The sequence below is a fragment of the Vibrio sp. R78045 genome, assembly GCF_042466085.1.
Lineage (GTDB): Bacteria > Pseudomonadota > Gammaproteobacteria > Enterobacterales > Vibrionaceae > Vibrio > Vibrio cyclitrophicus.
Window position 1 is genome coordinate 491,480 of the sequence record NZ_JAXHBS010000013.1, and the last position, 25,328, is coordinate 516,807.

The following is a 25,328-nucleotide window of genomic DNA, read 5'->3' on the forward strand; positions in this document are numbered from 1 at the left end:
TCCCAATAATACTTGAGTTATTTTAAATGAAACCAGAAGTACATAGGTTTGAGCTATCAATAAATAGCACTATCTCTGAAGTCTATAGCCACTTTACTAAGGCAAATAGTGACCAAATCCTCGATAGAATGTTTGAAGGTCTTCAAAAAAAACTCCGCAAAATTAACTGCTCAGAGAGAGAAAAGGAATGCACTTTCATTAATGTGTATATTGCATACGGCAAAAGACAAGAGGACTTTGATGGTAAAGGAAAGGCTTGTGAAATTTTGTCTACAAGGAGAATCGAAAGTATAATAAAGACTCACTCTAACCTTTCGCCAGAAAACCTACTAGGTGAGGCTTTACGCTCTTTAAAGCAGTAATCTTGGACTTTGACACTTTCTGATTTAGCGCAGGATAGCTAAAAATATGAGCAGAAAAATTAAGAGTAATTAAACATCATTAACTCGTTTATGTCCGTGCGACCTGAAGTCGTATGAAACGTTGTTCACCACTATAAGAGTGACTGAAGGTATGGTACGCCCCGACCCTGTAAATAATAACGTGCTGATTTGCGCCAATGTATTCAGGGTTTTTATGAAGTCACTACACAACTTCGCTCTGCGATGAGATCCGCGCCAGATTGTCTTCATAACCATCGAAGCATTTTAATTTGCTTGTCCACTCAACAGGTTTCAATCTGGTGGTCTAACCATTTTGTCATCACTTATCATCATTGCAAATCTGGTTTAAATTTTTAGTGAGAATTCTTTATTTGTGACCAAAACAGACCACGCTATTTTTGCGAGCTTATTAACTAAAGCAACAACAACCACATTAAATGGTTATGCACGTTTTAGATTTTGCATATTTCGGGATTATCCGATCACCCATTTCGGTTTAAACCGATCACTGATTCCGCGATTATCCGGTCACTTTTAACTTATCTCCGAAATCGGTGTTCGGAATAGCGAAAACCGCGGTCGGAATGTCCGAAACCCTACCTTTTTCTCTTTTAAATCAATAGCTCGCTATTCTTTACTTCTTAAACAAAAAAGTAAGGAAGCGACCGTGGCAAAAAAGAGAACTCCAATGAACAAAATCGTAAGCGCGTCATAAACCCCGCATTCTAATCGCCTAGCGCGAAGAATAAGATCAAGTCTCCAACCATAAGGAGATTTGAAATGGGAAAACGACGCACCAATCAAGAATGGCAAACGCTTATCGAGTAATCTGAATCGAGTTCACTGTCGACACTCGCGTTTTGTAAGCTCAATGAACTCAATCCCTCAACGTTCTATGCCAAGCGCCAGCAACTCAATAAAACGGACGTATCTCTAGGCTTTATCCGAGCTGAAGTCGTCGAAAAGACAACAAAGTATCAAGCTCAAGTAGCAACGGCTAACATGACGCTGCTAGTCAATGATGTTGAGCTGAGCATTCCACAAGGCACGCCAGCGGTCTATCTCGCAGAACTCATCGGTGCGCTATCATGAAACGTATGCTCAGCGCTCCAGAGATTTATCTATATCGTGACAGCGTCGATTTTAGAAAGTCGATCAATGGTCTTGCTGCGATTATCGAAAGTGACACCGACTTACCCTTGGCAAGCGGCGCACTGTTCCTGTTCACCAATAAACAGCGTGACAAAATCAAGATATTGTACTGGGATAAAACTGGCTTTGCTCTTTGGTATAAACGCCTCGAAAAAGCCAAGTTCAAGTGGCCATCAAAAGAGAAAAATGAGGTGTTTACCCTAACTCAATTCGAGCTTGATAGACTGCTTTCTGCCTTCACGATTATCGGCCATAAACCCGTTCGAATAAATGATTTCACAATGACTTAATCGATAATAAAGCCTTATCCACCAAGCGTTAACGGCATGACTTTAGTATAATAAATGCCATGAAAAAGACGCCAAATATCAACCCAGAAAGTCAAAATATTGCCGAGCTACAAGCGATGGTGAAAGCGCTAATGGCGTCAGAAAGCCGATTGAAACAAGAGCGTCAGTCGCTACTTGAACAACTCAAGCTTGCCTTCGATCGCCAGTTCGCTAAACGCTCGGAGGTGTTAAAGCCTTACGATGCATCTCAAGGTGACCTCTTCAACGAAGTGGAATGTGAAGCTGCCAAGGAAGAAGAGGTTGAGGTTACGACGAGCACCACAACGAAGAAGCGCGGTAAACGTAAGCCACTTCCAAAGACCTTGCCTCGTGAGGTTATCGAACTCGATTTAGATGACAACGAAAAACAGTGCGCTTGCTGCCAACATAGCCTGCATAAAATAGGTGAAGACCGCAGTGAAAAGCTAGAGTTCTCGCCAGCGGTACTCAAAGTGCTGGAATATGTTCGTCCTAAATATGCTTGTCGTCAGTGCGAGCAAACTGAAGACAACAGCCGTATCGTTCAAAAGCCAGCGCCAAAGCATTATCCCTAAAAGCTTTGCCACAGAAAGCTTGTTGGCCAATATTATCCTTGGCAAATACCAATACGCAATGCCACTGTATCGCCAAGAGTCGCTATTTACCCAATCGGGTATCGAACTATCGCGCACTACTATGGTGAGGTGGGTTATCCAAGTCAGTGAGAAGTTCGCACCGCTTTATGCCGCCTTGAAAACACACCTATTAGAGCAAGTAGTGGTTCAAGCGGATGAAACACCGTTCAATGTGCTCAAGGAAAATAAGCAGTGCTATATGTGGCTCTACTGCTCGGGCGCAGACTCGCCAGAAGCCGCACTTCCCAAAGTGAAAAATATCGCCTTGTACGACTCTCAAAACAGTCGCGCGAGGGCGTGCCCTGTTGCCTTCTTGGGGGATTACAGTGGTTATCTGCAAACCGATGGCTATGGTGCCTATGACGGCCTTCACCAAGTGACCAATGTTGGCTGCTTGGCGCATGCACGTCGTAAGTTCATGGATGCTAAGAAGCTTCAAGGTAAAGGTAAGTCAGGTAAAGCAGATAAAGCGCTGGCTAAAATCCAGAAGCTCTATGGGATAGAATCCCGCTTAAAAGGTGCGTCTCTCGAGACACGAAAAGCAGAACGTCAACAGTACGCTAAGCCAATACTGGACGAGTTGTACGAATGGATGACAACTCAACAAGTGATAGCGTCTAGCCCGTTGGGTAAAGCGATTAAGTATACGCTCGGCCAATGGCCGAAACTTATCCGCTATATCGATGACGGTCATCTATCTATCGATAATAATCGAGCTGAACGGGCAATTAAACCGCTGGTCATTGGCAGGAAGAACTGGTTGTTCTCGACCACTGCAAATGGCGCTGACGCGAGCGCGATGCTTTACAGTATCGTCGAGACTGCGAAAGCCAATGGCCTTATCCTTTACGACTACATGGTCAAGTGCATGAAAGAGCTAGCGAAGGCTGAGCCAGATATCGATGCGCTCCTACCTTGGAACTTCAAACACTAACAACATCGCCCCGTGGGTTCATGGGGCGCATACGAACAAGCTTACGCTTACACTCAGTTCTGCGAGCACTTCACTCGCTGGTTCAAAACCAAAAAGCGCAACATGCGTCCGCTCCATGTCGCAGGTGACAAGCTGTTTATCGATTACTGCGGGCCTCGGCTTCAAGTGGTAAACCCTGATACAGGTGAAGTGCGCGAAGCCGAAGTGTTCGTGGCGACCTTAGGCGCGTCAAATTACACCTATGTTGAAGCCTTCCCTAGTCAAGGTAAGGCTTACTGGTTAGAGGCGCATGTGAATGCGTTCGAACACTTCGGCGGTATACCACAGATCTTGGTTCCCGATAATCTGCGTAGCGCGGTCACCAAAACCAATCGCTATGAGCCGAGACTTAACGACAGCTATCAAAAACTGGCAAATCACTATCAAACCGCTGTGATGCCTGCTCGCCCCTACAAACCGAAAGACAAAGCCAAAGCAGAGAATGCCGTGCCCCTAGTTGAACTCTGGATCATGATGCGGCTACGACACCAAACCTTCCATACCTTCAAAGAACCGAACCTCGCCATTCGTGAGCTTATGAATGACTTAAACCAACGTGAGATGAAACAGTATGGTGCAAGTCTTAAAGCGCTGTTCGACAAACTCGATAAACCTGCATTGAAGCCGCTACCTAAGCAGCGATACCTATATACCGAAACCAAACAAGCCAAAGTCGGGCCTGACTATCACATCGAATATCGCCGTCACTACTACTCGGTTCCTCATCAACTTGTTGGTCACCATGTTGAGCTAGAAACCTCCAACCGTCTGGTGCAAATTTACCATCAAGGTAACTTGGTCGCCCAGCACCCACGTAGCCAAAGGGAGCGCGGAAACAGCCCTCAACCAGAGCACATGCCGAGTAATCATCAAAATCAAAAGTGGTCGCCTGAGCGCTTACTCAACCTAAGCAAAGCCCATGGAGAGTCGCGCCTAAAGCAAGCCTGTAAAGATTCACTAATACTGACAAAACCCAATTACACTTTCGTCAACAATCTACTCAAGAACAATCGTGAAAGGCAACTGAGTAAAGACAAAGCGAATACGCCGAACCTTGTTCACAGTAATGTTCGAGGCCCAAACTGTTATCACTAGGAGAAAGGATATGAACGCACTCAATCATCAACTCAAAAACCTCCGCTTGAGCCATGCGGCGACAGCAACAAGAGCAACTGACTACTTACGCAGAGCTGGACTTCAAGGAGAGGTTAAGCTTTCTTCTGGAAAGCGAGATCTTGAACCGTAGTCAGAGCAAAATCCAACGCTTAAAACGACAAGCTAAACTGAGAGTGTATGCGCAACCGAGCCAACTCATCTACAAAGAGGGACGAAACCTCAATCGCAAAAAGATGAGCGAACTTCTGACGGGGAGTTATCCGCACAAGCACCAGAACATCTTGAGCACAGGCCCAACAGGAGCAGGTAAAACGTATCTTGGCTGCGCACTTGCAACCAGCTCCTGCGACCAACAACAAACGGTCAGATACTACCGATTAACTCGCTTGCTTGATGATCTGACCGCAGGCCGCCTGGATGGTAGCTATCAAAAGCAACTTCAATCGTTGGCTAAGAAAGCGCTACTGCTCTCTTGATGTCAGACTCCCTGAACGGTTCTCGATGATCTAGAAACTCAAGAAGAGTTATGCGGTGAAACAGCTTTGCGAAGTGTTCGGGGTTCATCGCAGTAGTTATCGTTATTGGGTAAATAGAACTAAAGCTCTAGCGTCAGAGCGTGTACTTATTCGCGCCGAAGTTCGACAAGCTCATGAGATTAGCAATGGTTCCCCCGGAGCGAGAACCATTGCAGACATAGTGACAACAAAAGGTATTCCGCTTAGTCGTTACCGTGTGAGTAAGTTCATGAAAGAACTAGAGTTAGTCAGTTGCCAAAACATACGTACAGAAAAACACAGCAGGAGCAGGCTCCTGTACCTAACCATCTTAATCGTCAGTTCGCGGTAACTGAGCCAAACCAAGTCTGGTGTGGCGATGTGACCTACATCTGGACGGGGCAACGATGGCCTTATCTAGCTGTTGTCATTGGCTTATTCGCTCAAAAAATCCTTGGTTGTGCAATATATCACTCACCAGATAGCGCATTGACTGGGAAGGCGTTAACCATGGCTTATGAGAGCTGAGGGAGACCACCTGGCGTGATGTTCCACTCGGACTAAGGTTGCCACACTATACGAGTAAGAAATATCGTCAACTACTATGGAGATATAGAATCACTCAAAGCATGGGCCGTCGAGGTAACTATTGGGATACTGAGATTAGAATATAAGTACAGACTGTTTGTACTGACCCGTGCTGGGATTGGCTGAAATGTCTTTGTATTGACCTGTCTTTCAAAGAGTCTATTCAATTCTATCGACTCAGTTGTAACTTAATAAGAGCTTTGTATTGCATCTCCAGTGTCCCGTCCTGCTGGGCGATTCACACAGGAGAGTGATTAAATGAACAGTAACGATCCCCGCTACAAATTGTATTTAGGTGTAGATACTCATTTGGATCTTCATGTTGCAACACTTATCAATGAGCTTAGTCAGGTTGTTAAAAGTAAGTCATTTAGTGTCGATCTTGCAGGTTATCGTGAGCACTTAGCATGGTGTAAGTCTTACGGGTTCCTTCAAAAAGCTGGCATCGAAGGTACGGGAAGCTCTGGTGCTGAACTGACTAAATTCTTGATAAGAATGGTATTGATGTATATGAAGTGATACGAATGAATCGAATGGAGATACGTCTGAAAGGCAAAACAGACGTTATAGATTCAGAGAATGCGGCTAGAAGCGTATTATCTGGAGAAGCAGCAGTCATTCCTAAAAACCATGCAGGACCAGTCGAGTCATTACGGAGCCTGCTAATGACCCGCAATAGCGCTGTCAAAGCAAGAACTCAGGCGATGAATCATATACGAGCTCTTCTTGTATCAGGTCCTGATGAGCTAAAACAGTCCCTTTACCAGCCAAAGCCTAGTGCGTGTGCAACCGCACGCTTAGCTCGGTGCTCTAATAGTAGCGAGCCATTAATGATTTCGCTTGTGCTGTTGGCACAACGTTGGAACTTCCTTAATGACCAAGTAAAATCTCTTGATAATGCTTTGAAAAACTGACTTTGAACACAGCTCAAAGCCTTGTGTCAAGGTTTGGGGTCGGCACAAATGTGGCTGCAACGCTCTTAGTTGCGACTGTAGACAACGCCAACCGATTAAGGAAAGAATCATCGTTTGCAGCCTTGTGTGGCGTTGATATGACCCCTACTGTCAATAAGAGCGTAGAAGTTTCTGCTCCCACATTTCAGAGCCTTTTGTTTATTTTGAGATAGTGTTAACGCATAGATGAAGCAAGTAATTTCGTCGGTTCTCATGCTGATATACGTGGATTACTCATCGCGTGATGAGTAGCGCCTACCTTACTTATTTCGTCGTGGCACCTGTCTTCAGTCTATGCTCATGGTTCAATAAAGCGCGAGCTTTATTGCCATCCTAACGCCGTCGGTGTTTGTGCCACACCCGATGCTCCATCAAATGCGTTAACACTAATTCTTTTCTCATGCAGGCAGCCTTGCAATCCGTGTTTTTGGATCGACTGCGCTCACGACCACCTCTCTCGCGATAGCCCAGATATACGCGATCATTTCTCTTGCGATAGCGGCGGAGACGACATTTCGATGTTTGCCTTTTTGTAGTAATCGTTGATAGCGGCGACATAATCGTTGCTGAGCATGCCAAGCAATATCGACAATTTCTTTGGGCAGCCCTTCTTGTCGCAGTTGCAGTTCGACGGAGATATTAGCTTTGTGCTTATAAGTATGTGCTCCCTCAATAATCAATCGTCGTGCTCGGCTGTTTCCGCATTTGGTTAGGCTCCCTCGTTTCATTTTTCCGCCACTTGAGCTTTCCGTCGGTACGAGGCCTACATAAGCCATAAGTTTTCTTGGATGGTCGAAGCGACGTAGATCGCCTAGCTCGGCAATGATGCCGAGAGCAACAAGTAGTCGCCTCCCCCCCGCATGGCCTGGATGGCTTTGACAACAGGGTAGTAACGCCAGTTTTTGACTTGGTGTAATAACTCGTTATCCAACCGTTGTAATCTTTGCATCCTCTCACTGATGGTGATGATCATCTCTTGCAATACAATTTGTTGGCTGTGATGGGGAATAATGAGGTCGGTTAGCCACCGTAGATGCTTTTAGACCAGTTATCATTCACAGTTGCTTGTACATTATTGCTTAGAAGAAAGCCTTTGAATTGGAACTTTGCATCTTTAAGGTCTTTCATCGCGGTTTCTCGAGCCCTTGATAAATCTCTTATCGCCTCGTCTTCAGATTCAGGAACATAAATAGGTGTTAGCTCTTCAGCCTTAAAAAGCTGGGCAAGTTTTACAGCATTTCTCTTATCTGTTTTGACTCTATTCCCTGACTTCTTAGGAATAAGGGAAGGGGCGATGACACAGCAGCAATGCCCAAGGCTGGTGAGCAATCGGTATGTCCAGTATCCACAAGGCCCGGCCTCGTAGACAAAATGGAGGGTGGCTTTTGGGTATTTAGATTGCAGTTGCTGTGTGAGTTTAATGAGTGCGTACTTGTTAGACTTTATCAGTCCCAAATGTTCAAGTTTAGTCCCGCGTTGTTCTTGCAAGACGGCGACTTGGATAAATGACTTATGCGTATCTAAGCCTATGAAAATTATGCTATCGTTATTCATGCTAGCCTCCAAATTTAGTTGTTCGAACACACTAATTATGGCTCTGGCTTTACGCTAACCCACGAAATTGGAGGCTAGCACCTCGTGTGGGTCATTATGTCTAATCCAATTCCAGTGTCATCGGGGAAAACTACCCGGCATAGGTTGAATCGAGGAGGTAGCCGTAGTGCGAATAACTCTCTTTGGACCGTGGCAATAGTTAGAATGCGTAGTGATCCCAGAACAAAAGACTATGTTGCACGAAGAACAGCAGAAGAGTTATCAACTAAGGAAATAACTCGCATCTTAAAACGTTATATAGCGAGAGAGCTATTCCCGTTAATACTGAAAGATCTAGCGAGTATTCAGAAGCTTAAAAACGGAATGGGTGCCAACGAATGGCGATAGAAGTTTTACAGAGGCGTGCCAAGCAATAACAGATTATCTGGTTGATTATTACAACCAACATCGGCCACATCAATACAATGGTGGATTAACACCAAATGAATCAGAGCGACAATTCTGGTTTACCCATAAAACCGTGGCCAGTTTTACTTGACCACTTCAAGTGTTATCACACACTGATACTCTCCCCCTTCCCTCGGTTGCCTTCCTCTAGTATTAAAGAGTCGGTATACCCAAACTCATTCACCAAAATCTCATGAACCTTGACGGCCTTTACGGTGGAGTAAAAGTCGGTTGAATTCACCCAAATCACGTGCATGGATATGTCAGCGGATACTGTAGAACGAACGGCCATGTGACCCCCTAAGCGCCAAAACGCACATCGAAACAAAATCCTGAGCACTTAAACGTTCCCTCCCCTGTTGTCACAAAGCGCAACGCTGGAAACACAGACCCGTAAGTGGTGTACATAATGATGCGATCCACTCGCTCGTGCAGAAACCATTCACCAAAGCCAGCGCCATTTAATTCGATGAAAAAGTCACGTATTTCATGGAAAGCAAAACGACGCGACACCAATTGCGGAAACTGCTGCTTGATAGCGTCAACGAACCCTTGGTCTTTTAACGCTGCGATATCAGCCAGTTGCTCTAGCGACTGACGACGACTGAACATTTTCAAACGCTGGATTTTGGAAACAAAATCAGACTTTCTTTTTACCTCATCACGACACTTTTTGACTTGATAGCGCAACTTCAATACCGCCAAAGGACTAGAGATATCATTTTTTGGTGAGCTTTCGTGCCCCAGCGGCGAAACGCTGGTCGATGAATTTGAATTAGAGAGAGTTGGGGTTGAGTTTTGTTGCGCCATGAGAGTTTCCTTTCTGTTTGAGTATCACTTTTCGGAGCCGCTTGGCTGTCCGCTATCTCAACATCGTTCTGCTTTGCAAGGGCGCGCAGCGGCGAAGCCTCCCTTGAAAAACAGGTTGTGGGGAGAGACGGTTAACAGCCTGCGAGCCCGAAAATGAGGCGAGTGAAAGAAATCGGCGCATAAGAAAACAAGCCCTTATTCGAACTTATTCAAAGACAGAGAGATCAACGAGGAGGGAGCGACAAGGCGCTAAGACTCTTAGGGCAGTCAGGCCTAGCCCATAGGGTGACGCCTAAGGCAACGATAAAAGTCGTGATAAGACACATTTAAAGTGTTTGTCTTTACAAGGAAATGAGGCTCAGAACAGGTGACAAGACTCTTCAAGTGTCATGTTCATCAGTGTTTGAAGTTAAGTCCGAGGTAGGCCCTATGACAACGCTTAAAGTCTATAACGAGCCTTTATATAAGATATGTAGTACATATGTAATACATATTTAATTCATTTTGTTGATCAACTCAATGAGATCTTCATCATCGATCTTATCTCGATATAAAGCCAAGGCTCGGTACAGTTTCGCTGCAGACACATTTCTCTCTGTCTGCTCTTGCAGATTTGCTACCCAATCAGTTATCCGTTCTTTATCAGTCAGTGACATTCTAAGAGTCAGAGGAGGCACCTTATAAGATGTCGTCACCTTCTTTTTGACAGTCGTAATTCCAGTCGACTTACTTGAACCCTCGTTCTTGTCACTAGAGATAGCTGTTATAGCTCCTCGTTTCTTTAACTTGCTCATGTGTATTACCTATGTATTACATTAAATTTAAAAGAAACGCAGCGAGTTTTCGGTAATCGTTATTAACAAGAGAGCCCGATTTATAAAAGCGCACAGGAGAAGAAACGGCATTAGCTTGTCCGACATGCTCAGAACGACGCACAGATACTGGTAGCAATTTATCTTGTACTACCTCCAATTCCTCATCAATGAACTCATTAATAATAGCGTTTCTTGAATCGACCTCGTTCCTCAGAATCAGATAGTTGCCCTCGTCATCCTTAATTTCAGAGACAGCTTCGAGTAAAGGACTAATGCCGTCCAGTGAAAATGCACCAGAATCAACAGGGATCAAAATAAGGTCTGAGGCCTGGATTGCGTTAAGAGTCGTTAGGGATAAGTTTGGTGGAGTATCAAGAAGAATGAAATCATAGGTATCACCTAACTTCGCCAATTGCTTCTCTAAAATTCGTTCACGATTAATCTTTGTCAGTGATGTTTCGATGACACGTGACAACTGAACATCAGCGGGAGCAACATAGAGGTTTTCAATGGAGTTCCCATTAAGCTTTGCAGGTTGAATTAGATCGACAATGGACACAACTTTAGGTTTATCAAACAAAGCAGCAACCGTATCTTCAAACTTAAAATCACGTTGTCCCGTTAACGTTTTGGAGCAGTTCCCTTGAGGATCAAGGTCAATGACTAACACTTTTCGTTTTCGTGCAAGCTCAGCTCCTAAATTGACAAGAGTCGTGGTTTTTCCAACACCACCTTTTTGGTTCGCTGCGCTGATGATCTTTGTTTTCATAGTAGACACCTAATGTATTACATGTGTAATACACAATAATAAACATACATCGCCCTGTCAATGTATTACATATGTAATACACTTTTCATTAAAAGTTATCCAGCCGTTACTAATCAATAATATCAAGGCTATAAAAACCCTAAAGAAGATGGCACCAGCCGCGAGAGCTCTATCCACGTTGAATTAAGTTATTAGGCTTCTCACCAACCAATACCTGTTGTTTAACCTAACCTCAAGACTAGAATCAAAGTCGAGTTCTGAAATTGAAAATATTGTAACTACGACTGGTACACTGTTTAAGCATAAATCTGATTCCTCAAGTGCCGTATTTGGAGCGAGCATATCGACAAACAAGTCGACGTCCGTAGATCATAAGAACGAGCTTAAAGAATCAACGTACGAGTGAAAGCATTTACACGCCACCAGTAATAAGGATAACCCAGGGAATAAACAGCCTTCTCGCGCATGGTTATTTACCGCTGGAGCATCATTGGGATGATTTTAAAATCAATGTCGACCGCGCGCGAACTTAATCCCAAAGAATTGCTCAGTTTTACCTACTGGCGTGAGAAGCATCGCCAACAGGTTGAGCGCCACAGCAAAATTGAGTCACGCCCCAACAAATCGCGCCTTGGGCAGAATTTGACAAAACCCTGGAAGTGAAATCCCATTGTTCATTGCGACTATTACAGAGTGCCAAGAAAAAGGAGTGAACCTTCTACCCCATAGATTTAACAACCAAACTCAGGAGCACCTGGCTGGCTCGCCATTGAGCACCATCGATTTCTCATTTCGGTTATTAATAAGACGGTATTGCAAAGAATGGGAAGACGGCGGATATAGTAAATAAACGCATTGAGTATTTAGACCACCCACACCCGATTCTCTGGTACTAAGGTTGACTACGCTGTAGTCTACAAGTTTCGGAAAAAATTTTTTGAAAGGCAATCCCCGAAAGAAAACATCCCAATGAGCAGCCCATTTAGTCTTCTACTCTTAACACGACCTCGCCCTGATCTAACAACTCGACAATCGCTTGTTGGTAAGCTTCTTCGACGATGGTTTGTTCCCATACACGTTCGTAATCGGGTAAGACTTGCTGTCTAGAGATGGTCGACACCCCGAAGCTTAATGTGCCCTCGATACGATGTCGTCGAATGGTGACTAGCTTGGCCTCCGTCCACGAAGGTCCTGGTTGGGTGATGCGTCTAGATTGGAGTGCTTTTTTCTTTTTCGCCACGCTCATGCCTTAATAGATGTAGGCCATCAGCTTATCAGAAGTGGCACAAACGCTTTACTGTTTGCTCAGCAAAAATCGACGTAAACCTCGCTCCGCGCACCTTACAAACAAGATGTACACCTTGTCACCCTCTGCTTGTAAAAAACGCGACAAGGGTTGATACGACTTTACTATAATTAAGGTGCTCAGGAGGCTGGCGCCCAGACTCCGGAAAGTCATTGAGGCCTTCAACTTCGTCGAAAATATTTTAAACCAATTGCCTGGCCGCAACCCGATTTTCAAGGGCAATGTATTCCGCGATATCTTAAGGTCAGATAACGCGGGCTCACTCCAAATCACTTCAGCCATTTAGACATTTTGTCCTTAGCTTCATCATGTCTCAGTGACGTGCCTTCTGAGATGACGCGCTCACCGCGAGCGATCCCTTCAAGGATAGCCCAACGGTTTTGCATAAACTGATAGTCGTCCACATCAACCAAATACGCGGAAGGTTTGCCATATTCGGTGATTAACACAGGCTCTTTGGTATCGTGTAGTTCCGCGAGGGTTTTGGTGGCTTGACGCTTAAGGGAAGTAACGAGCTCGACTTTCATAAGTTACTCAAAAAGCAGACCAATAAAGTGATATATTGTATCGTTTTCACTGTAGCAAGTTGCGTCACTTTGGTTTCGACCTTAGAGCCTTGCTATTCTTATGATAAGATACCCTCACCAATAAATAGTCAATGTGAACAATGTCAGAACATTCATATCATCAACTTCTTAAGTCGACCTTCGAAAACACTCTTCTCCACCTTTACTTCAAAGTAAACGTTGCCAGTCACTTTGTTAAAGAAGAGCAACGAAACAAAATCATCATTGAATTCTTGAAGCCAAAAATCAAACAAGCTCGATATAGCATTATCAAGAAAAAGCTTAAAACGGTTTGTTTGATGAAGAATAAGTTTGGTTCAATCGAAAAACACTTAGAGAGCGTTTTATCTCAATATTCAGCGATAGAAAGTCAAAACGACGTTGATAAGCTTTACGCCTTGTTAGAACACTTCGAGAAGAGCGGATTAGAAACAAAACTTATTGAAGAGACCCCTAAACAGGAAATGGACGTTGTTTATATCGACAGAGCACATATCGATAACTGCTTCGATAATGAAAACCGTCAGATTGCACCAATTTCGCTGTTTATACATACGAATGAATTAGACAGGTTCACTCAGTGCTTAGTCACCCAGCCTTATTTCACATTTGAGTTGTGCCAAACAAGTGAAGAGTTGAAGAACTATCACTATCAAGTTCACCCAATTAGCTAACACAACCAAATCTAAAAAGCAGGGCACTTCCAACCCATATCAAGATGTGTTTGACGCGACTTACCAAGTGGTACTACCGGCCTTTTCCTTTTATCATCACAATCAAGGGAAATCTTTTGATCTTCGAGCAGTAAGCTGATCAGGTATAAGCCTAACGCTGAATGATCTTGGCCATTTGTCTTCACCGCCACGGCTTCAACAATGAATTCAATTCCTGTTGACAGTGTCTCTGTATCTTTAAAAGACATAAATCCCCCCTCTTTATGTACTGTATAGATATACAGCAATCTGGGGTGTGTAAATCCATATTTGCACGAATTGAGACATTAATCGCATAAAATGGGGTTATGTCGACTCAAACTCATTATTAAATTTACCAAGAGATCTTATTTTGACTCGATAGTTACTCATTATTCTTCAACTCAAGGAAAAGCTGACTCAAGCACCGCCTTCTTCTTCCCTACTTCATACTCCGCCCAGTATAACGTTATAGGGGCAGATATCTGATGAACAGCATAATCACCACGATGCTCTGGCCCATTTTGCCTATTTTCGGATAAAGCAGACTTGACCCATTCAAACAAATAGATGTAACGACTGACGGTCTGGCGACACAGGTCCGCATTACGCGCCACCAAACCAATGGTGAGCTCCTGATTTTTGCGTAACAAAACCTGACATGTGCGGATAATTCGGCGAGTGGTCTTCGTCCTACGAAGGTTATGGGTTCTTCTGGCCGCTCTACGCTGCTTTTCCTGCAGACTTAATCCACTATCCAACCTCATCACACCTCGTTGGCAGTCTGACCGAGCACAATATTTATCCCAGGTCCAACGGGAAACACTTTTCACCACCGCCAACACCTCACAGCACTTCAGAGGCGGCTTATCCGGGGTGCCGGTATTTTTATAATGAGCGAAACTCTCGACACGGCGTTTAAAGCTCGTATAACTGCCCTTTTCTCTTTCTTCGTCGACAATGTCATACGCGTATCGGCGAGTGTGTTCAAACAAAGTACAGTTTCGAGAATAAGAGACATCAGTATCTTGACGAAGCCATGGCCGCGTTGTCTCCGGCTCAAGAGAATCCGCTAACTCATTGAGTTCATAGACACTCCGATGGAGTTCGGTCGTCTGCCACCAAGGATGAAAGGGCGTTTTGGCAACAGGGCCTGAATAACTCAAGTCCGCCTCAAGTCGTAATGCTAAGGCGCGATAAATGGCTTTGAGGTACTGAATGGGTTTGGATCGTGCTTGATCGCTGGTGCAAACCGGCACAATAGCGTAAAAAAGGTGGGCTTTATTACTGGTGCGGTTTCGAACGATTAGATTAGGGGGTGGCAAGCCTTCATCTTGCCAAATATAGAGGTTGGGGACAGCTCGATGGTCATGATCGATGTCAAACACCATCCACGCCTGCATATCTTTACGATTAACCTGCATATACGGCCATCTGACCGCATAGTTTCGAGGTCTGATGAGCATCGCGGTTTTATTGTCACTGCACCTCGAAAAATAAGGCGCTTCCTCAAGTAGCCGACTCAAACACGAAATGGATGAAGACGCAGCGTATTCAGAGTGAGCCGTCATCTCATCACCCTCGGTGCACCTTGCCCATACTCACCTTTAGAAAAAACAAAGCAAGAGAGATTGTCTTGAGCGTTGAGCGCCGTTACTGAATCAGTCCTCTTGACTCTCTCTGACAAGATTTGAGAGCCAGTCAAAGCCATTCCTTTCGAGCTTTCGTAGCCGCCACGGGTGTCAATTTTTATCGAACGCCTTTTCGAAGGACAACAGACTGCATCACGCCACTCTTCTTTACCTTTTAAGACTAAATTGAAGACTGCTTCAATACTGGTTTGAATAACTTTACCCTGTACGACCGCAAACACATGATGATTCATAAAGTTGACCTCGGCTAAATAACGCTCACCTTCTGAGAAACCAATAACGCAACTCTGGAAAATTAAAATGCGTCAAAGCCAACGTTGTCTGATTCTTTGTATTCGCTTCTCAAGGCCGAATAAACGAATTCGCAGTCGTACTTGTTCAAACACATGGTTCGAACGCCTTAATTGGGTCATTAACCTCGCCTGCTCAACCCATAATGAAGAAAGTTGACGATCACATAACTCGCGTCGAATACGCCTGATATACCTAAGGCCTCTACGCTTATCTTCCTCCGTCAATCCATGACCAGACGTTTCAGGACATGACTTATCGCACGGAGTAATAGACATCATTGCTCCGAATTGATGTTTGAAACAAATAAACCATTAGCGTCTGCCGCCTCCTCTATGGCTTTAAGCAGACAACCACCTTGATTCAGTTTTTCCAGGCTCCTGATGAGTTTTACCTGAATGCTGATGCTGGTGTGCGCGGTATGAATAATCTTATGTTTTTGAGTGCGAGTTAGGCGATGATTTCCTGCATACTCCAACGCCATTCGAGACAATTCACCCGAATAGATCGAGTTCTCTAATGCGCTTTGAACAAAGGTGTCTTCCGTGCTATCAGATGTTATATGAGCGGTGACCACCCCCAACCCAAGAAGCAAGCTGTTTACGATGGTATGATTGCCACTCACTTTGGCGAGAGTGATGGCTTCAACACAACTCAGGACATGAGGCTGCTCAGGGTTAAGTTTATTCCGCAGCATGGTCGGACTCATCCCTATAACCTCTGCCAGCCTAGCCATATTCTCTGACCTAGCAAACACGCAACACGCCTCATTAAAGGCCCCTTGTTTTGTGCGAGAGAACTCGCCTATTGAGTCAGTTCCGTTCATAACCAATACTCACTTGAAGACAAACGAGACGACAACGAAACTCCAACCAAGAATGTTTAGCCCCAACGGACAAAAATCTTTGGACGAAATTATGAAAGATAAACACATGGCTACTTACCCCATTCTCTCCAACGTTTCACGCGTTGCCATTTCTAGCAACATGACCATATTGATGAGAGGGGTTTCTTTACCTTTTGCTTTAGTTTTAATAGGTAAGCGACCATCATCGACCCAATCCATAATGGTGCGCTTCGGCATTCCAGAGAACTGAGAGTATTGATCGTACGTCATGAAAGGCGTATTTAGGACTACTTGATATGAGAGCATAATGATATCCTGTTTAGTCATTGAATGTTTAATTTCGGAATGACGAGTTGCACCCCACCATTCCGAACTCAATTGCGATTATTGATCACATATGAATAACAAGCAACTTAAAATAGACCAAATATCGTATTTGGGAGGTAGGGATATTATCAAGAAGTTGATAGATATCACGAATTCAGACCGCCAACAGGATGTAGCAGACGTATTTGGCATCCCAAAATCAACAATCGCGACTTGGCGACAGAGAAACCTTACTCCCTTTGAAATTGCAGTGAGGACTCATTTGAGCACTGGAGTCTCACTTGAATGGTTACTTCTCGATAAAGGCGAACCGTACCCTAAAACACCAACCCAAAAGCATATTAATAAGAAGAACGAATCGAAAACTCTTTTCGATATCGACTGTTTCTCTATTGACGACGGTAAATTGGTTGGGAAAGGGATACTTGCATTCGATAAAACTCTTCTAGACGAGTTAGATGTGAGTAATGTAATAGCAATCAAAGATGGAACTACTACGTTCCTTATAAATAAAGAATCTCACCAAGCAGTAAGCGGTACATACCTAGTTAATATGGACGGCCTACTCTCGCTAAACGACATCCAGCGCTTACCAGGCAAAAAACTAGCAATCAGCTTTAACGGTTCGATTCTAACCGTCGAAGAAGATGAAGTAAGGGTTGTAGGTAGAGTCGCGTTAGTAATGGAAAAGCGTTAACTGTTGCACTCACCTGTTTGAGAGCACTGCAGCTAATTTGATTAATAGCGTCACCGATACTTAACGAGCCTCTTATCAGCCTCCCCTCTTGGGGAGTGGCACTTGCAAAGAAAAAGGCTACCTTATGGCAGTCTTCTTCTTTGGCCCAGTATTGGTCGTTGTGCAATCTCTAAGTAGTTCTGAAACATTTTTGGACAGAAACGTGCTAGCACTTTTTCTAAATTAGCAAATTATCAATAAGTGCAGGGCGCACAATTTACTTATATAGAGGCTCGGGCTTGTTCAACACTTGGGATTTAACGTTGGCTACGCAACGCTTAATCCTTATTTGTTAGGGCTTGTAGCCATATATTCTCAACCCTACCTTGTCCATCTCTACTTCGAAACTCCCGAGCATATTTAAATGCTCTAATATTGGCGTTAAATCCTGCGTTTTGTATTGCGTTGGTGCATTTTTATATGGCTTAAACTCAACTCGATAAGGCAATAAAAGCCATTCAATACGCCTGAATTCAAAAGGACCATTCAAAGCGCCGCAGTCGCCTACGTAATTGTCACCAAGTTGTTCTAAATCGGGAACGAAGCCATTTCGGCATTGCTGTTCACCCACAAGTTTCCACGTACATTGTACCATTTTCAAACTTGAGTCATTAACAACCCCGAACAGTTTTCTCCATTTAGAATCGGACATGCACTTGTATGAAAATTTAGCGATATCTTTGTTTAACACCGTATTCTCCTAGAGCCCTAACGCTTATTAGACAACAAATTGTTGTCTTTCATCCTTAGGTGAGGCATTCATTTTCATATTAACTCAACTGACAATCAATACCTTATGCCACATAAAGGGGAGTTAGCGTACAAGATGTCACCTAGTAACGGAATGATGAGTTATCAGCTCAATCGAATAAGTTTTAGTAGGGTAAACGCACGCCCTCTTAATAGTGTAGAGTCTTTAATCTAAGTGATTTTGGGGCAGATCTGAGCTAGCACTTTTTAGAAAAGTGCCATAAGTAAAACTTTAGGTCTATGAAGTCTCTGCCATTCGGTGAGCTTACTCGCCTTGAGAAAAGCATCAAGGCCGCCAACCTTTAGAGCAGATTGCACAATTTACTTATATAGCAACTCGGGCTTGTTAAACATCTGGGATTTAACGTTGGCTACGCAACGCTAAATCCTTATTCGTTAACTGTATTATTTTTTGTCTCTAGGCGGGACACTTCCTAATACTGAACGTGTATCTGGCTTACTTGGTGGCGGCGGTGGTGGTGGGTTTTTCTTGTTCGACATTGTTCAAGTCCTCTTTAGCGTTTTGGTGGTTTACCATTTTCAATAATTTTTCTTGGTTTTGGAGCTGTTGGTGCATTTGGCGGAGGTGGTGTAACACCTGATTTTGAGTTTGTAGCCATTCTCTCTGATCCTCCTGGAAATTTTGGTTATTTGAGGCTGCCTGCTCTATGTTATGACTCAGTTTATCAACTTCTTCAACAAGCGAGCGATTATATATCAGGGTTTCTTTACGTGGTGATGATGTATCAAGGTCAAAGCTTACAAATAGCGCGCTCGCTATTAAAAAAGGAATAGCTGAAACTAAAAGCCACCTAATAGAGTTGTGGGTGTGTGCGAACCTAGAATCATTCACTTTGGTATTGTGAGAAGAACAATCTCTCAATTGTTCATAGATGAATTGTGAAACCATGTCATCTACATCGACTATCGGCTGCTTATTATCGGGATATTGTTCATTATATTCGAAAATCGAAGACGCGTACTTTTGCACCTCTAGGCGATAATTATCCGTTTCTAATGGACTCGACATTCCTTTGTATTCACTTCCCCAAAAAGCAATAACCAAATGTCGAACACCGATTAGAGAAATAAAACCACTTACAATTGTTAACGCTGCGAATGTTGTTGCCACCTCCTTATATGAGGTGAAATCAAGCATTCTTAACATGTAACTGGCGATTGAATACCCAGTAAAAAATAGAGCAAAAGTTATTTGAATACGGGTAAATATTTTTTCGCGTGTTTCCATTTCATGAAAGTAAATTTTTTCATAAAACGAAAACAGTTTTTCTCTATCCACGAAACCTCCTATACAGTCAGCGCTTTATCGACGGACTTTTTCTGTAATTATATGCAACCAATCATAACGCTAATGATACTCACGCTCAATCTAATGCCCGTATTGCCTTGCGCCTAGGATGTGAACTTCAGAACTTGCCGAAGTAAGTTCTCAATTGATTCCAGCGATATTGAGCAATATGATTTTCAACAAATTCATGCCTCAAGTACGCATGGTCTAATCCTGATGAATTGGATTAGATTTGATAGGGGAAATACACGCCGTTAAAATATATAGAGTATTAACTCTGAACGATCTTGGGGCATTTTCGAGCTAGAGAATGACAAATATTAAGATTCAGATTCAGATTCAGATTCAGATTCAGATTCAGACATTTTGGACAAAAATGAGCTAGATTAGAAGCTCTAGCTCGGTTGGTTAAGATGAGGGAAGTGAGATCTTGAACTCTTGTGTAGCTAATCTATAACTACCTCACCGTCAGCTAAGTAGTGTGCTTTTCCATCAACAATTGAACGTGCAATGACGATATCTTCTCGAGACAATTCACTTTCTTTCACAGTCTGAGATTCTTTTTTGAGCCTATCTAAGTTGAGTACACTACATGCTTTATCTAGATTTACCGAGAGATAATGGCCTTTCACACTATCTGAACCAATCTGCCCTAAAAGGAACCAGCCAACTCTGAAGACATTGTCTTGGCCTATTTCCTTAATAATACTTAGTGCTGCATCCTCATCATAACGCCACAATGGTTTAATTACTTGATATTCCAAAGCTTTTGATTGAAATACATCATCAAGTAAAACTGCGCGAGCTTTAGGAATATATTCTTTAATCATTTTGTTAATTGTTTCTTCATCTAGCCAAGGAGGTTCATAATTTCTTTCATTATATTGAGCTTTAAGCAGAACGATTGAACTAGCTACAAACGGTAACAGAACACACTCTTGCATGACTGAGCAAACAAAAGCTTCTCTGTTCTCTGATTCGCGTAAAGTTCGGTTGAGTAACCTACAGATATTGCCGTAAAGATTGCTCTCAGCAAATAGCCCTGAGTGTAAAATACCAAACCCATCAAGTAGATCTTCTGACAACAATGTGTCCACAATAACTCGAATTAATAGGAGAAGTTCATCATCATTAAACTTTCTTCTGTCCAAAAACATTTCGAATAACTCAAGAAACCTTTTGATAGCTCCATTGGAGATTGCGCTTTCAAGAATATCAATACGTTGACCAGAGCTTTCAATAAAAGTTGCCACATCTTGGTCTGAAACCGAGCCTCTTGGTGTACTAATATGGAGCGCTGTAGAGAGTCTACTGATATGATCCACTCTTCCTGAAGCATCAGCGTCATAAACTTCGTAAGTTTGGTAGCTTTTTGAATCTAGCGAAGGGAAAATTTCCTTCAGTAAGTCTTCATATACGTTGTTTTCATTAATCAAAAGTGCATTATAGATACTAAGGCGTTGCTGCTTACAAAGGTCTGCCGCTTTTTCCTTGTCAAGTGACCCATAATCAAAATAGCCAGAGTTGCGTTTACCTGCATACAGAGCTGGATTTGACTTTATATGGCTATATATCTTGTGGGCTTTTGTTGCGACAACTGATAAAACAAAGAGATCAGTGACACACACTTGATTTTGAACAAGGTTGTAGACGAATTTAAAGTGGTTAAACACTCTCTTAACGTCACGCGGGCTGGTGATTATGTATCGTAGATATCGTTGATAAATATATGCTAATCGATTCTGTTCGTCTTGGTAGTGGGCAAGAGAGAAGTTATCTCCCATCATATCAAAATGTCTATCTACAAGCGCATCTAGATCTTTACTTGTGATTGTTGGTAGTGGAATCCTCAACTGCACAATCTTGTCTATATACTCATTTGCATTGTCGATATTATTAGAAGCCAATACCGACTCTAGGTAATTAGGTTCAAATGCTAAAATGAACGCTGTTCTAGGAAAGTCAGCCACAGCTTTTACCAGACGAAGAACTTGAAAGCACTCCTTAGGAGTTAAACGATCTATGTCATCGATAATGACCACGATTGGCCTATCAATTTTTCTTAAGCTTTCTTCTACTCGTGCCTTTTTACCTGCAATATCTAATTCCTTTAAGTCACTAAGCGATTGTGTTGCATCTCCGACAGCCTTGAATACGTTTTCGACTAAACTGCCCCACGGCTCCACACCAGGAACCAATTTAGCTACGCTAAACAACTTAGAATAAGAAAGAAGTTCTTCAGCTACTCGCTTTCCTTCTTCTGCATGATCTGCAAGGCCCAATTGAGAAGTAAACTGAATTAAAAAATCCTGAAGTAACGACTCGGATTGACCGTTCGCCCAAGCGTTGTATTGAACTAAAACAGGGGGAAAATCCATTTGACTAAAGACTTCCTGCACCATGTTCAATATTGAGGTCTTTCCTTGTCCCCACTTCCCTTCCAGAGAAACCGTCAAACATGGAGCATCGGCTTCAAGAACTAAAAGGCTAGCTATTTCTTTTGCAAAATGTTGTCTATTTAGTTTATCTTCGCATTCAGACGCAATAGGTTGGTCATTGTTATAACTAGTCATATATCACACAAAATAAGGAGTATAAGAGCTTTAATATCTCATTAAAGCAATTATCAAGTTTTCGATAAAAAGTTCAGTGACTGGATATGCATATCCAGAACTAAGCAGCTCAACATAGTAACATGCACAACCAAGTACATAAGTATGCGTGAGAAAAATTAGAGCAAACAGATTACAAAATAAATGTTACGAGCAATTACTCTAAACAAGTTTGGGGCAAAAATGAGCTAGCCAACTTGCTAATTTAGAAGATCAAGCCGACAGTACGGACTGTAAGTTTCTGGTCTAACTGATTTATAAATTATCACCTCTACATTAAAACAACCCAAACACATTGTTTTTCCCATCTTGTTCAAGACCTTTAATCTGATGGTGTTTTGGCTCTCCACCAAACAATAAAATATACAACTTCCGGTCTTGATACGTCCCCACTACATAGTGGTCTTTTTGTATCACGTACTCGATAGTTTCGGCTTCCTCATCGGTGCACAGATATTTAATATCAACTAGCTTCACCCATTTCAAACCGATCACGTTCTCTGCTTCTATAAACCCACCAAATGGCGCAGTAAAACGGTTACCTAGCTTCAAAACTGCATCAATCATCCCTTGGTTCTTCTTACTTACCCCAATTGGACCATCACTGTTAATTTTGAAGTGACTGTATCCAGCAGTCACATGAATTGATTGATACATAGCAATAACCTATTAGCTTTCTTAGCACTTTGAGATAGGAGCCTAACCTGTGCTTTTTGTCCGATATAAAACATTGTTCTACGTTCTAGCCCCAATTATACTGTTTTTATATACAGTAATTTTAGGCTTTATTATGTCTATCCGCAATTTAAAAGATGGTTCTACTAAATCTTGGCTCTGCGAATGTTACCCGAATGGGCGAACGGGGAAGCGTGTTCGTAAAAAGTTTACGACTAAGGGCGAAGCAAAGGCTTTTGAGCTTCACACTATGAAGGAGATTGACGATAAGCCATGGATGGGAAGTAAACCCGATCACCGTAGAATGAGCGAACTGTTAGACACTTGGTGGACCATACACGGTCATACGTTGAAATCGGGTAAACAAGCTCGGGATCTAATAGCCAAGACAATTGAAGAATTAGGAAATCCAATTGCCTCCCACTTTAAAGAACGAGACTACTTAGACTATCGTGCAGCGCGAATACCCTACCGTGGCAAAAATAAATCTATTAAGATTTCACCAACAACACATAACACGGAATTGATTTATCTAAAGGGAATGTTCAAGAAACTAATTAAGTACAATCAATGGAAATACCCCAATCCACTTGAAGCTATCGAAACAATCAAAACAAGTGAGAAGAACCTAGCATATCTAACCAAGCCACAAATTGAAGAGTTCTTAGTTAACCTGAAAAATTGCAATCGAGTCATTACAGTCTCAATTCCACAGCTCATTGTAATCTCTAAGATTTGCTTAGCCACCGGTGCCCGTATAAGTGAAGCTCTAACTCTTACCCGTTCACAGGTAGCTGAATTTAAACTGACTTACACCGAGACAAAAGGTAAGAGAAATCGAAGTGTGCCCATCTCACCTGCTTTATATCAAGAGATCTTAGATATCGCGGTGAGCAACCATGAAATTTTCAACACTACTTACAAGGATGCCTGGCGCTACATTAAAAGGGCTCTACCTGGCCACGTTCCGAGTGGACAAGCGACGCATGTTTTACGGCATACTTTTGCTTCGCATTTTATGATGAACAAAGGGGATATTTTGGTGTTACAGCGTATTCTTGGACACACTAAAATTGAGCAAACAATGGCGTATTCACATTTTGCACCAGAACATTTGATACAAGCGGTACACCTCAACCCATTAGAAAATTAATGGCGACAAAATGGCGACACACACTGTAATCGACCGTTATTTAGCGGTTTTATTAGTCAAAAAGGCGACAGTTTTCACTGTCGCCTTTTACTATTTAGAGCCTGAGTTTATCTATTCCCAATCAAGAATAACCTTGCCAGAAAGCCCACTACGCATAGCATCGAAGCCTGCTTGGAAATCATCAATTTTAAAGTGATGAGTAATGATTGGTGACAGGTCTAACCCTGACTGAATCAAACTTGCCACTATATACAAAAACAAAAATAACCATTAAATATCAATAGATTAAATTTATCACCAATTAAAAATGGCTACAGAATGGCGACAAAAAAGGCAACAGTTTTACCTGTTGCCTTCTGATATTCAAAACCGGTAGTAACCTACTCCCAGTCTAAAATCACCTTACCAGACATACCAGATCGCATCATGTCGAAGCCTTTCTGGAAGTCGTCCACTTTGTAATGGTGAGTAATAATTGGTGTTAGATCTAGGCCAGATTGAATCAAAGACGCCATCTTGTACCAAGTTTCGAACATTTCACGACCGTAGATACCTTTGATAACCAAGCCTTTAAAGATTACTTGGTTCCAGTCTACTGCCATGTCTGATGGTGGAATACCTAGTAGAGAGATCTTACCGCCATGGTTCATGTTAGTCAGCATACTGTTGAACGCAGATGGGTTACCAGACATTTCTAGGCCTACATCGAAGCCTTCAGTCATGCCAAGATCAGCCATTACGTCTTCAAGCTTCTCTTCCATCACGTTTACTGCGCGAGTTACACCCATTTTTTTAGCGAGATCTAGGCGGTATTCGTTTACATCAGTGATAACAACGTGACGAGCACCAACGTGCTTAGCAACAGCTGCAGCCATGATACCGATTGGGCCAGCACCCGTAATTAGCACATCTTCGCCTACTAGGTCGAAAGAAAGCGCTGTGTGAACTGCATTACCAAACGGGTCGAAGATTGATGCTAGGTCGTCAGAGATTCCTGCAGGGATCTTAAATGCGTTGAACGCAGGGATCACAAGGAACTCAGAGAACGCACCTGTGCGGTTTACACCAACACCTGTTGTGTTACGACAAAGGTGAGTACGGCCACCACGACAGTTACGACAGTGACCACATGTGATGTGACCTTCGCCAGATACACGGTCGCCGATTTCAAAACCACGAACTTCTTGGCCAATACCAACAACTTCACCCACGTATTCGTGACCTACTACCATAGGTACTGGGATTGTATTTTGTGACCACTCATCCCAGTTATAGATATGTACATCAGTACCACAAATTGCAGTTTTCTTAATGCGGATAAGAAGATCATTATGACCCATTTCAGGTTTTTCAACCTCGGTCATCCAGATGCCTTCTTCAGGCTTAAGCTTAGAAAGTGCTTTAATTTTCATAAT

Annotated in this window: 27 protein-coding genes and 9 pseudogenes; 17 read left to right on the plus strand and 19 right to left on the minus strand. The window is 42.9% G+C overall.

Annotation, left to right across the window (positions count from 1 at the left end):
* Nucleotides 1-26 precede the first annotated feature (26 nt).
* The 10 genes and pseudogenes from SJY39_RS12735 (at nt 27) to SJY39_RS12780 (ending at nt 6,775) form a co-directional block, all read left to right on the plus strand.
* Complete coding sequence (locus SJY39_RS12735; RefSeq protein WP_102332066.1) at nt 27-362, plus strand: hypothetical protein; 336 nt, start codon at nt 27-29, stop codon at nt 360-362.
* A gap of 801 nt (nt 363-1,163) precedes the next feature.
* Nucleotides 1,164-1,475: pseudogene (locus tag SJY39_RS12740) on the plus strand (IS66 family insertion sequence element accessory protein TnpB).
* Complete coding sequence (gene tnpB / locus SJY39_RS12745; RefSeq protein ID WP_102332065.1) at nt 1,472-1,825, plus strand: IS66 family insertion sequence element accessory protein TnpB; 354 nt, start codon at nt 1,472-1,474, stop codon at nt 1,823-1,825. Before SJY39_RS12740 ends, tnpB begins: the two are co-directional and overlap by 4 nt.
* A gap of 59 nt (nt 1,826-1,884) precedes the next feature.
* Nucleotides 1,885-3,412, plus strand: a pseudogene (locus SJY39_RS12750) (IS66 family transposase).
* A gap of 33 nt (nt 3,413-3,445) precedes the next feature.
* Nucleotides 3,446-4,546, plus strand: a pseudogene (gene istA / locus SJY39_RS12755) (IS21 family transposase); the annotation flags it as partial.
* Nucleotides 4,547-4,556: 10 nt separating this feature from the next.
* A pseudogene (locus tag SJY39_RS12760) lies at nt 4,557-5,037 on the plus strand (ATP-binding protein); the annotation flags it as partial.
* Nucleotides 5,009-5,717 (plus strand): annotated as a pseudogene (locus SJY39_RS12765) (IS3 family transposase); the annotation flags it as partial. The pseudogenes SJY39_RS12760 and SJY39_RS12765, both read left to right, overlap by 29 nt.
* 190 nt (nt 5,718-5,907) lie before the next feature.
* Complete coding sequence (locus tag SJY39_RS12770; protein WP_237300445.1) at nt 5,908-6,168, plus strand: hypothetical protein; 261 nt, start codon at nt 5,908-5,910, stop codon at nt 6,166-6,168.
* Between the two features lie 5 nt (nt 6,169-6,173).
* Nucleotides 6,174-6,563 carry a hypothetical protein gene (locus SJY39_RS12775; protein ID WP_265673912.1) on the plus strand — a complete coding sequence of 130 codons (390 nt, stop codon included), beginning with the start codon at nt 6,174-6,176 and terminating at the stop codon, nt 6,561-6,563.
* A 23-nt stretch (nt 6,564-6,586) separates the two neighbouring features.
* Nucleotides 6,587-6,775, plus strand: a complete 189-nt coding sequence (locus SJY39_RS12780; protein WP_372042840.1) for a transposase — start codon at nt 6,587-6,589, stop codon at nt 6,773-6,775.
* 225 nt (nt 6,776-7,000) lie between these two features.
* Here SJY39_RS12780 and SJY39_RS12785 read toward each other — a convergent pair.
* Nucleotides 7,001-8,156, minus strand: a pseudogene (locus tag SJY39_RS12785) (IS110 family transposase).
* 96 nt (nt 8,157-8,252) lie between these two features.
* Between SJY39_RS12785 and SJY39_RS12790 the strand changes: the two are divergent.
* Both SJY39_RS12790 and SJY39_RS12795 read left to right on the plus strand, forming a co-directional pair.
* A complete protein-coding gene (locus SJY39_RS12790) occupies nt 8,253-8,543 on the plus strand; it encodes a transposase (RefSeq protein WP_102332062.1) in 291 nt (96 codons plus the stop codon).
* Nucleotides 8,494-8,694 (plus strand): annotated as a pseudogene (locus SJY39_RS12795) (IS3 family transposase); the annotation flags it as partial. The gene SJY39_RS12790 and the pseudogene SJY39_RS12795, both read left to right, overlap by 50 nt.
* 15 nt (nt 8,695-8,709) lie before the next feature.
* On the opposite strand, the gene SJY39_RS12800 reads toward SJY39_RS12795, so the two are convergent.
* From SJY39_RS12800 to SJY39_RS12815, 4 genes are all read right to left on the minus strand, one after another.
* Complete coding sequence (locus tag SJY39_RS12800) at nt 8,710-8,895, minus strand: hypothetical protein (protein WP_235612480.1); 186 nt, start codon at nt 8,893-8,895, stop codon at nt 8,710-8,712.
* Between the two features lie 8 nt (nt 8,896-8,903).
* Complete coding sequence (locus SJY39_RS12805) at nt 8,904-9,413, minus strand: hypothetical protein (protein ID WP_102332060.1); 510 nt, start codon at nt 9,411-9,413, stop codon at nt 8,904-8,906.
* 494 nt (nt 9,414-9,907) lie between these two features.
* Nucleotides 9,908-10,207 carry a hypothetical protein gene (locus SJY39_RS12810; RefSeq protein ID WP_102332059.1) on the minus strand — a complete coding sequence of 100 codons (300 nt, stop codon included), beginning with the start codon at nt 10,205-10,207 and terminating at the stop codon, nt 9,908-9,910.
* A gap of 16 nt (nt 10,208-10,223) precedes the next feature.
* Nucleotides 10,224-10,997 carry a ParA family protein gene (locus SJY39_RS12815; protein WP_102332058.1) on the minus strand — a complete coding sequence of 258 codons (774 nt, stop codon included), beginning with the start codon at nt 10,995-10,997 and terminating at the stop codon, nt 10,224-10,226.
* A gap of 190 nt (nt 10,998-11,187) precedes the next feature.
* On the opposite strand from SJY39_RS12815, the gene SJY39_RS12820 reads away from it, so the two are divergent.
* The gene (locus SJY39_RS12820; protein WP_102332057.1) at nt 11,188-11,403 is read left to right on the plus strand and encodes a Fic/DOC family N-terminal domain-containing protein; all 216 of its coding nucleotides are present in this window, start codon (nt 11,188-11,190) and stop codon (nt 11,401-11,403) included.
* Between the two features lie 59 nt (nt 11,404-11,462).
* Nucleotides 11,463-11,660, plus strand: coding sequence for a hypothetical protein (locus SJY39_RS12825; protein ID WP_102332056.1), 198 nt, complete (start codon nt 11,463-11,465; stop codon nt 11,658-11,660).
* Between the two features lie 319 nt (nt 11,661-11,979).
* On the opposite strand, the gene SJY39_RS12830 is transcribed toward SJY39_RS12825, so the two are convergent.
* The 3 genes and pseudogenes from SJY39_RS12830 to SJY39_RS12840 all read right to left on the minus strand — a co-directional run bounded on the left by SJY39_RS12830 (nt 11,980) and on the right by SJY39_RS12840 (nt 12,830).
* Nucleotides 11,980-12,237 carry a hypothetical protein gene (locus SJY39_RS12830; RefSeq protein WP_102332055.1) on the minus strand — a complete coding sequence of 86 codons (258 nt, stop codon included), beginning with the start codon at nt 12,235-12,237 and terminating at the stop codon, nt 11,980-11,982.
* Nucleotides 12,238-12,291: 54 nt separating this feature from the next.
* Nucleotides 12,292-12,585 (minus strand): annotated as a pseudogene (locus tag SJY39_RS12835) (type II toxin-antitoxin system RelE/ParE family toxin).
* A complete protein-coding gene (locus SJY39_RS12840) occupies nt 12,573-12,830 on the minus strand; it encodes a type II toxin-antitoxin system Phd/YefM family antitoxin (protein ID WP_102332054.1) in 258 nt (85 codons plus the stop codon). The pseudogene SJY39_RS12835 and the gene SJY39_RS12840 overlap by 13 nt, the downstream one beginning before the upstream one ends.
* Nucleotides 12,831-12,970: 140 nt before the next feature.
* Between SJY39_RS12840 and SJY39_RS12845 the strand changes: the two genes are divergently transcribed.
* On the plus strand, nt 12,971-13,543 hold the full coding sequence (locus SJY39_RS12845; RefSeq protein ID WP_102332053.1) for a DUF2913 family protein: 573 nt from the start codon (nt 12,971-12,973) through the stop codon (nt 13,541-13,543).
* 11 nt (nt 13,544-13,554) lie between these two features.
* On the opposite strand, the gene SJY39_RS12850 is transcribed toward SJY39_RS12845, so the two are convergent.
* The 5 genes from SJY39_RS12850 to SJY39_RS12870 all read right to left on the minus strand — a co-directional run bounded on the left by SJY39_RS12850 (nt 13,555) and on the right by SJY39_RS12870 (nt 16,657).
* The gene (locus tag SJY39_RS12850; RefSeq protein WP_102332052.1) at nt 13,555-13,791 is read right to left on the minus strand and encodes a hypothetical protein; all 237 of its coding nucleotides are present in this window, start codon (nt 13,789-13,791) and stop codon (nt 13,555-13,557) included.
* A 174-nt stretch (nt 13,792-13,965) separates the two neighbouring features.
* Nucleotides 13,966-15,132: a replication initiation protein gene (locus SJY39_RS12855; RefSeq protein WP_372275348.1), complete on the minus strand. Its 1,167-nt coding sequence runs from the start codon at nt 15,130-15,132 to the stop codon at nt 13,966-13,968.
* Nucleotides 15,129-15,446, minus strand: a complete 318-nt coding sequence (locus SJY39_RS12860) for a hypothetical protein (RefSeq protein WP_102332050.1) — start codon at nt 15,444-15,446, stop codon at nt 15,129-15,131. The genes SJY39_RS12855 and SJY39_RS12860 overlap by 4 nt, the downstream gene beginning before the upstream one ends.
* A 335-nt stretch (nt 15,447-15,781) precedes the next feature.
* Nucleotides 15,782-16,330, minus strand: a complete 549-nt coding sequence (locus SJY39_RS12865; RefSeq protein ID WP_102332049.1) for a phage regulatory CII family protein — start codon at nt 16,328-16,330, stop codon at nt 15,782-15,784.
* A gap of 114 nt (nt 16,331-16,444) precedes the next feature.
* A complete protein-coding gene (locus SJY39_RS12870; protein ID WP_390241991.1) occupies nt 16,445-16,657 on the minus strand; it encodes a hypothetical protein in 213 nt (70 codons plus the stop codon).
* Between the two features lie 91 nt (nt 16,658-16,748).
* Between SJY39_RS12870 and SJY39_RS12875 the strand changes: the two genes are divergently transcribed.
* On the plus strand, nt 16,749-17,375 hold the full coding sequence (locus SJY39_RS12875; protein WP_102332048.1) for a phage repressor protein CI: 627 nt from the start codon (nt 16,749-16,751) through the stop codon (nt 17,373-17,375).
* A gap of 331 nt (nt 17,376-17,706) precedes the next feature.
* On the opposite strand, the gene SJY39_RS12880 is transcribed toward SJY39_RS12875, so the two are convergent.
* The 4 genes from SJY39_RS12880 to SJY39_RS12895 form a co-directional block, all read right to left on the minus strand.
* Nucleotides 17,707-18,105 (minus strand): hypothetical protein, encoded by a 399-nt coding sequence (locus SJY39_RS12880; RefSeq protein WP_235612476.1) that lies wholly within the window; start codon nt 18,103-18,105, stop codon nt 17,707-17,709.
* Nucleotides 18,106-18,621: 516 nt separating this feature from the next.
* Entirely contained in the window at nt 18,622-19,464 is an 843-nt protein-coding gene (locus tag SJY39_RS12885; protein ID WP_102332047.1) for a hypothetical protein, read from the minus strand.
* Nucleotides 19,465-19,919: 455 nt separating this feature from the next.
* Nucleotides 19,920-22,046 (minus strand): P-loop NTPase fold protein, encoded by a 2,127-nt coding sequence (locus SJY39_RS12890; protein ID WP_372275351.1) that lies wholly within the window; start codon nt 22,044-22,046, stop codon nt 19,920-19,922.
* 315 nt (nt 22,047-22,361) lie between these two features.
* Entirely contained in the window at nt 22,362-22,742 is a 381-nt protein-coding gene (locus tag SJY39_RS12895; RefSeq protein ID WP_102332045.1) for a hypothetical protein, read from the minus strand.
* A 133-nt stretch (nt 22,743-22,875) separates the two neighbouring features.
* Here SJY39_RS12895 and SJY39_RS12900 point away from each other — a divergent pair, with 133 nt between their 5' ends.
* Nucleotides 22,876-23,913: a tyrosine-type recombinase/integrase gene (locus SJY39_RS12900; RefSeq protein ID WP_102332073.1), complete on the plus strand. Its 1,038-nt coding sequence runs from the start codon at nt 22,876-22,878 to the stop codon at nt 23,911-23,913.
* A gap of 111 nt (nt 23,914-24,024) precedes the next feature.
* Here the strand turns inward: SJY39_RS12900 and SJY39_RS12905 are convergent.
* Nucleotides 24,025-24,165 (minus strand): annotated as a pseudogene (locus SJY39_RS12905) (L-threonine 3-dehydrogenase); the annotation flags it as partial.
* A 128-nt stretch (nt 24,166-24,293) separates the two neighbouring features.
* On the minus strand, nt 24,294-25,325 hold the full coding sequence (gene tdh / locus SJY39_RS12910; RefSeq protein WP_010428880.1) for an L-threonine 3-dehydrogenase: 1,032 nt from the start codon (nt 25,323-25,325) through the stop codon (nt 24,294-24,296).
* Between the last annotated feature and the right edge of the window lie 3 nt (nt 25,326-25,328).

Bases quoted from the DNA above. Each gene is read 5' to 3' on its own strand.
- SJY39_RS12850 (WP_102332052.1), bottom strand. From the start codon at position 13,791: ATGTCTTTTAAAGATACAGAGACACTGTCAACAGGAATTGAATTCATT.
- SJY39_RS12875 (WP_102332048.1), top strand. From the start codon at position 16,749: ATGAATAACAAGCAACTTAAAATAGACCAAATATCGTATTTGGGAGGT.
- SJY39_RS12775 (WP_265673912.1), top strand. From the start codon at position 6,174: ATGAATCGAATGGAGATACGTCTGAAAGGCAAAACAGACGTTATAGAT.
- SJY39_RS12855 (WP_372275348.1), bottom strand. From the start codon at position 15,132: ATGACGGCTCACTCTGAATACGCTGCGTCTTCATCCATTTCGTGTTTG.
- tdh (WP_010428880.1), bottom strand. From the start codon at position 25,325: ATGAAAATTAAAGCACTTTCTAAGCTTAAGCCTGAAGAAGGCATCTGG.
- SJY39_RS12790 (WP_102332062.1), top strand. From the start codon at position 8,253: ATGTCTAATCCAATTCCAGTGTCATCGGGGAAAACTACCCGGCATAGG.
- SJY39_RS12800 (WP_235612480.1), bottom strand. From the start codon at position 8,895: ATGGCCGTTCGTTCTACAGTATCCGCTGACATATCCATGCACGTGATT.
- SJY39_RS12815 (WP_102332058.1), bottom strand. From the start codon at position 10,997: ATGAAAACAAAGATCATCAGCGCAGCGAACCAAAAAGGTGGTGTTGGA.
- SJY39_RS12890 (WP_372275351.1), bottom strand. From the start codon at position 22,046: ATGACTAGTTATAACAATGACCAACCTATTGCGTCTGAATGCGAAGAT.
- SJY39_RS12840 (WP_102332054.1), bottom strand. From the start codon at position 12,830: ATGAAAGTCGAGCTCGTTACTTCCCTTAAGCGTCAAGCCACCAAAACC.
- SJY39_RS12735 (WP_102332066.1), top strand. From the start codon at position 27: ATGAAACCAGAAGTACATAGGTTTGAGCTATCAATAAATAGCACTATC.
- SJY39_RS12900 (WP_102332073.1), top strand. From the start codon at position 22,876: ATGTCTATCCGCAATTTAAAAGATGGTTCTACTAAATCTTGGCTCTGC.
- SJY39_RS12870 (WP_390241991.1), bottom strand. From the start codon at position 16,657: ATGCTCTCATATCAAGTAGTCCTAAATACGCCTTTCATGACGTACGAT.
- SJY39_RS12845 (WP_102332053.1), top strand. From the start codon at position 12,971: ATGTCAGAACATTCATATCATCAACTTCTTAAGTCGACCTTCGAAAAC.
- SJY39_RS12825 (WP_102332056.1), top strand. From the start codon at position 11,463: ATGGTTATTTACCGCTGGAGCATCATTGGGATGATTTTAAAATCAATG.
- SJY39_RS12895 (WP_102332045.1), bottom strand. From the start codon at position 22,742: ATGTATCAATCAATTCATGTGACTGCTGGATACAGTCACTTCAAAATT.
- tnpB (WP_102332065.1), top strand. From the start codon at position 1,472: ATGAAACGTATGCTCAGCGCTCCAGAGATTTATCTATATCGTGACAGC.
- SJY39_RS12770 (WP_237300445.1), top strand. From the start codon at position 5,908: ATGAACAGTAACGATCCCCGCTACAAATTGTATTTAGGTGTAGATACT.
- SJY39_RS12860 (WP_102332050.1), bottom strand. From the start codon at position 15,446: ATGAATCATCATGTGTTTGCGGTCGTACAGGGTAAAGTTATTCAAACC.
- SJY39_RS12810 (WP_102332059.1), bottom strand. From the start codon at position 10,207: ATGAGCAAGTTAAAGAAACGAGGAGCTATAACAGCTATCTCTAGTGAC.
- SJY39_RS12865 (WP_102332049.1), bottom strand. From the start codon at position 16,330: ATGAACGGAACTGACTCAATAGGCGAGTTCTCTCGCACAAAACAAGGG.
- SJY39_RS12805 (WP_102332060.1), bottom strand. From the start codon at position 9,413: ATGGCGCAACAAAACTCAACCCCAACTCTCTCTAATTCAAATTCATCG.